This is a genomic window from Streptomyces sp. CBMA123 (genome assembly GCF_014596465.1).
Classification (GTDB): Bacteria; Actinomycetota; Actinomycetes; order Streptomycetales; family Streptomycetaceae; genus Kitasatospora.
On the sequence record NZ_MECK01000266.1, the window covers coordinates 1 to 7,114 of the forward strand.

5 protein-coding genes are annotated in these 7,114 nt (G+C 74.5%); 1 reads left to right on the forward strand and 4 read right to left on the reverse strand.

Annotation, left to right across the window (positions count from 1 at the left end; genetic code table 11):
- The 4 genes from BG452_RS26240 to BG452_RS26255 form a co-directional block, all read right to left on the reverse strand.
- Window positions 1–708, reverse strand: a 708-nt coding sequence (locus BG452_RS26240; RefSeq protein ID WP_188306820.1) for a MerR family transcriptional regulator, incomplete at its 3' end; no start/stop codon positions are given.
- Window positions 709–976: 268 nt separating this feature from the next.
- Window positions 977–2,791, reverse strand: coding sequence for an alkaline phosphatase family protein (locus BG452_RS26245; RefSeq protein ID WP_188306821.1), 1,815 nt, complete (start codon window positions 2,789–2,791; stop codon window positions 977–979).
- A gap of 286 nt (window positions 2,792–3,077) precedes the next feature.
- Window positions 3,078–4,754 carry a serine hydrolase gene (locus tag BG452_RS26250; protein WP_188306822.1) on the reverse strand — a complete coding sequence of 559 codons (1,677 nt, stop codon included), beginning with the start codon at window positions 4,752–4,754 and terminating at the stop codon, window positions 3,078–3,080.
- 205 nt (window positions 4,755–4,959) lie between these two features.
- The gene (locus tag BG452_RS26255; RefSeq protein WP_188306823.1) at window positions 4,960–5,622 is read right to left on the reverse strand and encodes a hypothetical protein; all 663 of its coding nucleotides are present in this window, start codon (window positions 5,620–5,622) and stop codon (window positions 4,960–4,962) included.
- A 192-nt stretch (window positions 5,623–5,814) separates the two neighbouring features.
- On the opposite strand from BG452_RS26255, the gene BG452_RS26260 reads away from it, so the two are divergent.
- The coding region (locus BG452_RS26260; RefSeq protein ID WP_262986053.1) for an acyl-CoA dehydrogenase family protein at window positions 5,815–7,114 on the forward strand (1,300 nt) is incomplete at its 3' end.

Below are 7,114 nucleotides of genomic sequence, written 5' to 3' on the forward strand. Positions count from 1 at the left end.
CGCCGCGAGCAGCGCCTCGGGCGGCAGGGCGGGGCCGAACATCCGGAACGGCAGGCCGCGCTCGGCCAAGGCCGCGGCGAGCGCCTCCAGCGCGAGGACGTGCAGCTCGGAGGGCATCCCGGCGAGCAGCGCGGCCGGTCCCGGCGGCGGCTCGGCCCGGTCGGCGGCCCGGCGCAGGACGGCGGAGACGTGCCAGGACAGCAGGTGCTCCACCTCGACGTAGCGCTCGCCCTCGGTGGACCACTTGCGCCCGACCGCCCGAAGCGCGGGGGTCATCACCTCCGTCCAGGCGGTGACCGGGCCGAGTTCGTCGACGCTGCGGCCCAGGATGAGGGCCATCTCGGGGGCGTCCAGGCGTACGGCGGCGCGGGCCAGGCCCCGGCACTCGGGGCGCACGGTGCCGACGGGCAGGGTGTTGCCGCCGGAGGCCGTCCCGGTCCTGGGCTTCGGCGGGGTGGGGCGGACACCTGTCAGCGCGACCCGGGCTGCCTCGGCGGGGTTGACGCCCCGGGCGGTGAGCCGGCACATCTCCTCCAGCACGGCCACGTCGTCCGGTTCCCACCGCCGGTGCCGCCCGGGGGCGCGGTGGGCGGGGCCGATGCCGTAGCGGCGTTCCCAGGAGCGGATGGTGGTGGGCGAGACGCCGAGCCGTCGGGCGAGGGCCCCGGTGGTCAGTCCGGCCGGGGCGGGGGCGGGCGGGGCGGTCACGGCCGCGAGCCTACGACGGGGCGCCGGAGGCCGCTCGGCCGACGCGCGGTCGGGGGCGGCGGGGCCGGTGAGCAGCCGGGGGCAGCGGGGCCGGTGAGCGGCCGGTCGGTGATTGCCTGCACGCTCCGACCGTCGCGCAACCGCGGCCCGCTCGGGAAGTCGCAGCGTTTTCGCAGCGTTCTGTGGTCACCCCGCCCGGTTCGGACCCCGGCACCGCCCACTGACGAAGGGGCCCGCCCACCGGGCGGGCCCCTTCAGCGGTCGGGCGTCAGCCGACGGTGACGGTGAACGGGCCGGCCAGCACCGAGTAGCCGTCGTTGGCCAGGTAGTACGCGTCGTACCGGCCCGGTCCGCCGAGCTTGCCGGTGGCGAAGGTGAGGGCGCCGCTCTGGTTCGGCGCGTAGGACCAGGTGAGCGCGGAGCGGCTGCCCGGGGTGACGCCCGCCGGATAGAGGCCGACCCAGTTCTTGGCTCCGGCCTGGGCCGCGGTCGGCAGGGCGTAGCGCAGGGTGAGGTTGCCGCCGTCGGCCACTGCGCCGAGGTCGCCGGTCAGCGTCGGGCCGGTCGCGGTGGACGGCGCGAAGGCGGCGTTCAGCGGCGTGGCGTAGGTGTCGTTGGCGGTGAGGCCGGGCAGCCCGAGGGCGGACTCGATGGTGCGGCCGATGCCGTAGTGGTCGTAGTGCAGCGGGCTGCTGGTGCCGGCCGGGACGGTGCCCTGGGAGCCGACGGCGATGGTGGCGAGGTGGTTGTAGGCCTCGCCCGAGCTCTCGTCCCAGGTCAGCAGCAGCAGGGAGCGGTCCTGGGTCCAGGCGGGCGAGGACAGCACCGGGGCGAGGGTCTGCTTCAGCCAGCCGTCCTGCACCTGGAGGCTGGTGGCGTTGCCGTTGCCGGAGGCCTCGCCGTCGTAGTAGTCGTCGGCGGCGATCCAGGAGAAGTCCGGGGTGGTGGCGGCCGACTTGAGGTCGGTGGTCAGCTGCGTGGTGTCGAACAGGTGGGCCGCGCAGCGGGCCGGGTTGCCGCTGATGTCGGTGTAGTTGATGAACGGCGCGTCGTCGGGCTGGTACTTGGCGTCGTACTGGGTGGTGGTGTTGCAGGGCGTGCCCATGCCCTGCTCGTAGGCCTTCCAGGTCTTGCCGGCGTCCTCGATGCTGTCGCCGAGGTTGCGCTGCGGGGAGTTGATGTTGGGCCAGTAGGTGGCGCCCTTGGTGTAGGTGTCGCCGCCGGCGACGGCCAGGTAGTTCTCGTCGCTGGGGTGGTAGACGCCGTGGGCGTCGGTGAGGGTGGCGCCCTGGGCCATCAGGCTGTGGATGAACGGGGTGTCCGCCGGGTCGTTCATGATCTGGGCGTAGTCGGTGTTCTCCATCATGACGGTGAACACGTGGTCGTAGCCCGGGACCCGGGAGACGGGCGGGGCCGCCGGCGCGGGCGCGGCGACCGGGGTGTCGAGGGTGAGCGAGAGGTTGTCCAGGTAGCCGGTCTCGCTCGTGGTGGACAGGAACTGCACCTCGACCTGGATGGAGCGCGTCCCGGCCGGGACGGCCCCGGTGGCGCTGCGGGAGAGGAACTTGGTGCTCAGGCCACGGTCGGTCGCGGAGACGGTGGGCAGCTTGGCGGTCGCGCCGAGCGGGCTGCCGTTCGTGTCCTGGAAGTGCAGGCTCACCGCGGCGTAGCCGCCGTAGGTGGTCCAACCGCCCAGCCAGCCCGCGAGGTTGTAGTGAACGCCGCCGCCGTCGATCGCGGTGGCCGCCGAGGAGACGTCGACGGTCTGGCTCATCGAGCCGTCCCCGAAGTTGCCGGGCGCGAAGAAGGCCTTGCCGGGGGCCCGCCCGTCGTTCGGCAGGCCGAAGGAACCGGCCGTGGAGCACATCGCGTTGACTCCGCCGGCCTGGACCGTCCAGCCGGGGACGGTGGTGGCGGCGCTCCAGTCGTTGGTGCAGTAGCCGCCGGCCTCCGCGTCGCCGTTGACGATCAGGTTGCCGCTGCCGCCCGCCGCCTGGGCGGTGCCGGGGACGCCGACGACCAGGGCGCCGACGAGCGGGAGGGTGGCGAGCAGTCCGCCGAAGGGGCTCCAGCGCAGTCGCATGGGGGTACCTCGTCCCGTTGGTTGCGTGAGGGTGGGTGCCGTGGCGGTGCACCACGAGCGGGACATAGGTACCGGTTCCGCGCCGCCCGGGGAAGGTCGCGCGGGCGAACACAGGCCGAACTTGGTCAGACAACTTCGCGCGAAGGGGGCTCCACCGCCCACCGGAGGCCCGCCGCGCCGGACAACGCCGCAGCTCCGGGGCGGTGGAGCGACCGCCGCGCCGCGCGGGACCGTCAGGAGCCGGCGGCCACGTTCGGGTACGGCGCGAACTCGGCGTTGGGGGGGGTCAGGTACGGGTGAAGGTCCCCAGGCCGTCGATGTCGAGCTGCTCGACCACCACCTTGCCGGCCCGCCCGTCCGCGCCCACCGTGAACGTCACCCCGGAGCGGCCGACCGCGTTCTCACCCTTGCTCAGGAAGCTGAACTCGTCACCGTCGAAGTGCTGGAGCGGGTACTGGAGCTCGGCCGGCCCCACCGTCATCACCAGCCCGCCGCCCTGCTCGGTCACGGTCAGCGGCCCGAAGTAGCCGCTGGCGTACGTCCCGGTGTACGCGGAGTTCGGCTTGGCCGGGGCCGCGCCGGCCGGCGGCTTGCTGTAGTCGGTCTTCGAGACCGGGCCGGCCACCGCGGCGGGCACCACCTTGCCGAGGAAGCCCAGCCAGTCGACCGTCTCCCGGCCGTGCTGGGCGACGTCGAAGAACTCCTCCGCCACCGCCTCCGGCAGCCCGGTCGGCTGGCCGTTGGTGAGCACCACGATCCCCAGCTGCTCGGAGGGCAGCAGGGTCACCGTGGTCGCCGCGCCCAGCTCGAAGCCGCCGGAGTGGTTCAGCCGCAGCCGGCCTTCGGCGTCCGTGTTCACGTTCCAGCCCAGGCCGTAGAAGCTCGCGGTGGCCGCGGCCGCCCTCGGCGGGCTGCTGACGTAGTGCGGCGTCCGGGTCTCGTTCAGGGCCGTCGGATCGATCACCGAGCGGCCCTCGAACTTCCCGTCGGCGAGCTGCAGTCGCATCCACCGGGCGAGGTCCTGCACGGTGGAACTCACGCCGCCGGCCGGCGACTGGGAGTCAGCGTCCTCGGTCGTGCTGACCTGCCAGCCGCCGTCCGTCCTGACGTGCGCCGCCGCCCTGTCGGCCGCCTTGTCGTAGTCGGAGCGCCGCGAGCTGGTGGAGTCCATCCCCAGCGGCTTGTAGAGGACGTCCGCCGCCAGGTCCTCCCAGGCCACCCCCTTGGCCTTGGCCACGGCCACCGCCGCCTCGGTCAGGCCGTAGTTGGTGTACGCGTAGCTCGCCCGGAACGGGCTGAGCGGCTGGTCCCGCAGGTGCTGGATGATGTAGTCGCGCTGGTAGCCGAGGTCCTCCAGCAGGTCACCGGCGTGGTCCGGCAGCCCGCTGCGGTGCGAGAACAGGTCGGCGATCGTGACATGGCTGCTCACGTACGGGTCCGCCAGGGCGAAGCCCGGATCGTGGGCGGTCACCGGGTCGTCCCAGTTCGCGACCTTCTGGCCGACCGCCCCGGCCACCACCGTCGAGGAGATCGGCTTGGAGACCGAGGCCAGCTGGAACACGGTGCCCGGATCCACCTGGTCCGGCTTGCCCAACTCCCGGACGCCGAAGCCCTTCGCGTGGATCACCTTGTCCTGGTACACGATCGCGATCGCCGCCCCCGGGACGCCGGTCCTGGCCAACCCGTCCTGCACATAGCCGTCGATCCGGCCCACCGCGGCGTTCACCTGCTGCTCCGTCAGCTGCGGCGGCGGCTGGACGGGCGGCGCGGTCGCCGGGGCCGAGGAGGGGCCCGGGGTCGGCGCGGCCTCGGGGTCGGTGGCGGCCGCCGAGGTGCACCCGGCGAGCAGCGGGCCGCTCAGCAGCAGGCCCGCCACCACCGGCGCCCCGACCCGCGGCCCCGGCCGGGCTCCCACCCCACCGGGGCCGCGGGCAGTCTGCCGGGCTGTGCCGTGACGATCCATCAGGGTCCTCCCTCGTCCGGGCGGCGCGGCCCCGGACCGGCGGTGCCGCCGTCCGCCTCACGGCGGGAGTGTGAACGGCCCCCGGCACCCCCGGCCGCCGCCGCGCGCCATCCCCCGCGCAATCCACCCGTCCGGCGGCGGGGGCGGTGGCGCGCCGAAGCACCAGCCCTCGACGTCGCCGGCCGCCGGGTGACGGCTGCCCGCGTCAGGCAGCTGGTGACGGTCGGCCGTCGTGGATCTGCCGGAGGTCGTCGAGCAGGCCGGCGAGCCAGACGGTCACGTCCACGGCGTAGGGAGACACCTGTGCGGCCTCGGGCACCTCCGGTCCGCCGAGTCCGCTGATTCCGCTGATTCCGCCGAGTTCGTCGAGTCCGCTGAGTCCGCTGAGTCCGCCGACCGGACCGCCGTGCGCCCGGTCGAGGGCCGGACGGGCGGCGCCCGCCGGCTCGTGGGCGCGCAGGGCCGCCGCCTCGCGGCGGAAGGCCGCCGCGACGTCGTCGGTCTGGCGCAGCAGTGCTCCATGGGGGGTCGCCGTGCCGGGTGGGATGCGGGCGAGCAGGGGTTCGGCACCGCGGACGGTGTGCTGGCCCACGAGGACGGCGGCCTGCCAGTTCGGGCCGTTCTCGGCCGGGTCGTGGCGTTCGCAGCGGTACTGGGCGTACAGCGCCTCGGTGAGCAGGGCGGAGTGGAGGGCCCGGCCCAGCGCCCGGGTGGCCGGGCCGGTGCCGGTCACCAGGGCGACCGTCTCCCGCACCGCCTCGGCACTGTCGTCCAGCAGCGCGGCGGTGCGCCGACGCAGGTCCTGGCCGGCGCCACGCGGCCAGGCGCAGAGGCCCGCCAGGATGCCGATCGCCGCGCCCGCGGCCACGTTGACCAGCCGGGCCTCGGCGCGCCGGCGGGGAGTACGACGACCGCTACGTCGTCTGGCCGTAGCCGGCTCCGGGCGCCCCGGGACACCACCGGGGCGCCCCTCGACCGCGCGTGTCCGCATCCCCGTACGAGCCCGGTGATCCTGATCACAAGGCCGTAACTTCTGCCCCGTCCAGTCCTTGATCATCACATGACACCGCCATCCGCCGAACTCTCCCGACTCCTCTTCGGCCCCGACCGCCAGCACGTCCACGGCCCCTGGCGCGAGCTCACCGAGAACCCCGCCTTACACCGCCGCCCCGAGGACCCGGAGGCCGACCAGATCGCCGCGTCCTACCGGCGGTTGAGGTTGCTGAACGCGCACACCGACCCGGGCGCGCTCGCCGCCGACCCGCGGCGGCTGGCCGCCCTGCACGAGTGGACCGCGGTGGTCGACGGCGGGCTCACCGTCCTCGCCGGCATCCACTACAACCTCTTCCTCGGCACCCTGCTCGACCACGACCCCTCGCCCAAGCGCCCCCTGGACGACTACCTCCGGATGGACCGCACCGGCACCTTCCTGTGCACCGAACTCGGGCACGGCAACGACGCCGCCGCTCTGGAGACCGTGGCGGACTACGACCGCATCGACCGCAGCTTCACCCTGCACACTCCCGGCCGGACCGCCCGCAAGTTCATGCCGAACACCGGCCCGGCCGGCGGCCCGAAGTCCGCGGTGGTCGCCGCGCGGCTGCGGGTCGACGGGCGGGACCACGGGATCTTCCTCCTGCTCGTCCCGCTCAGCGACGACGCCGGCCGCCCACTGCCCGGGATCACCGTCCAGCCGCTGCCGCAGCGCCCCGGCAGCCCGGTCGACCACTGCCTCACCTCCTTCGACCGGGTCCGCGTACCGTACGAGGCGCTGCTCACCGGGGCCCACGGCCGGCTCGCCGACGACGGCACGTTCACCAGCACGCTCGGCAGCAAGCGGAAACGATTCCTCGCCGCGATCGGCCGGGTGACGGTCGGAAAGCTGTGCATGAGCGCCGCGGCGATCGGCGCGGCCCGGGCGGTGCTCGCCACCGCCGTCCGCTACGCGCAGCACCGCGAGGTCACCGGTGCCCGCCCCGACCGGCGCATCCCGGTCTGGGCCCACCGCAGCCACCACGGACCGCTGTTGGAAGGACTGGCCACCGTGTACGCGATGACCGCGCTGCACCGCGCCGCCGTGGAGCGCTGGGCCGGACACGACCCCGCCGACCCCGAGGACTCCGCGGACGCCGAGCGGCAGACCGCCCTCGCCAAGGGCTGGGTCACCTGGCGGGCCCGGGACCTGATCATCGAAGCCCGCGAACGGTGCGGGGCCCAGGGGCTGCTGCCGGTCAACGGCATCACCTCCTACGCGGCGGACATCGAGGGCACCATCACCGCCGAGGGGGACAACCTCGCGCTCTGGGCCAAGGCGGCGGCCGAACTCCTGCTGCGGTCCGAGCCCCCGGCGCCGCCCGCCC